Annotated in this window: 1 protein-coding gene and 1 pseudogene; both read right to left on the bottom strand. The window is 51.4% G+C overall.

The features are described from left to right. Positions 1 to 73: 73 nt before the first annotated feature. Entirely contained in the window at positions 74 to 418 is a 345-nt protein-coding gene (locus tag PAN31108_RS26230; RefSeq protein ID WP_150671665.1) for a ParB N-terminal domain-containing protein, read from the bottom strand. After that, positions 411 to 986 (bottom strand): annotated as a pseudogene (locus PAN31108_RS26645) (hypothetical protein); the annotation flags it as partial. The pseudogene PAN31108_RS26645 and the gene PAN31108_RS26230, both read right to left, overlap by 8 nt.

Here is a 986-nt window from a genome sequence, read left to right as displayed (position 1 = left end):
TTCTTCATGTTCGTCTTCTTCTCCGAAAACGAACTTTACTAGAATCCGGCTGGCCCTGTTTGCAGGGGGCATGTCACCGTCGACGAGCGATGTTCTCAGTCAGAGTAATCAGATAGCGATCGACGTCACTTGCCTCGACCACACAGCAAGGGATCGACCTTTCGCCCAGAGCTTTCAGCGCCTCCAGCCGACCTTGACCACATAACACTTCGTACCATTCGCCGTCTGTTTCCCGCCCGCCAACAGCGACGGTTATTGGTCGCTTGAGCCCTACAGAAGCTATGTTTTCAACGAGTTGAGAGAAGAAATACGGATTTCGCGTTCGTGGGTTGAGAATGCGCAGTTTCGTGATGGGAATCATAGTGATCTCATTGCTGCGCGTTAGCGAAGAAACCAAATGGTCAATGCGGTCATTCATACCGAACCCCCTTTAAGGGCACACGCTTTGCAAGGTGACAGAGCACCCCGAGGTCACTGTACCGATATGCATCAAAACCGAAGTCGTTGAAATCGCCCAATCGAACGCAGTCCATGCATACACCGAATGCCGGAAGAAGGTAGTAATCTCGTATCGACTCGGCGTCTTGCTCCATACGAACTGCGACTGTGATGTCAGGATGCAGTGCATTGTCGAACCGAATAACCCACCGATTTCTTCCGGCGATCGTCTGTCGACATCGAGATAAGACTAGGGAGACGTCGAACTCTTCGTTCACTCGCAATATTCCCGACCTCTCCGTCTTCTCGACACGTGCTCCCGCCTCTAACATTGCGTCCTCAGCCTGAGTGACAACCTGAGGATGAAGCTCACGGAGACGCCGATTTATTTCTACGTAGCGGTAATCTCTGTCCGGCGAATAGCCAATGAGCTCGTAGGTTCGGAGCAAGCTACCAAAACGACCTGCATAGGTGTATTGACCCAGTGAAAACCTGCTCAAGTCATAATCGAGGAAAAGACGATGAGCAAGGCGATGGAAGAAGACATC

The organism is Pandoraea anhela (assembly GCF_902459655.1).
GTDB lineage: Bacteria > Pseudomonadota > Gammaproteobacteria > Burkholderiales > Burkholderiaceae > Pandoraea > Pandoraea anhela.
This window is presented reverse-complemented; position numbering and strand designations above follow the sequence as displayed.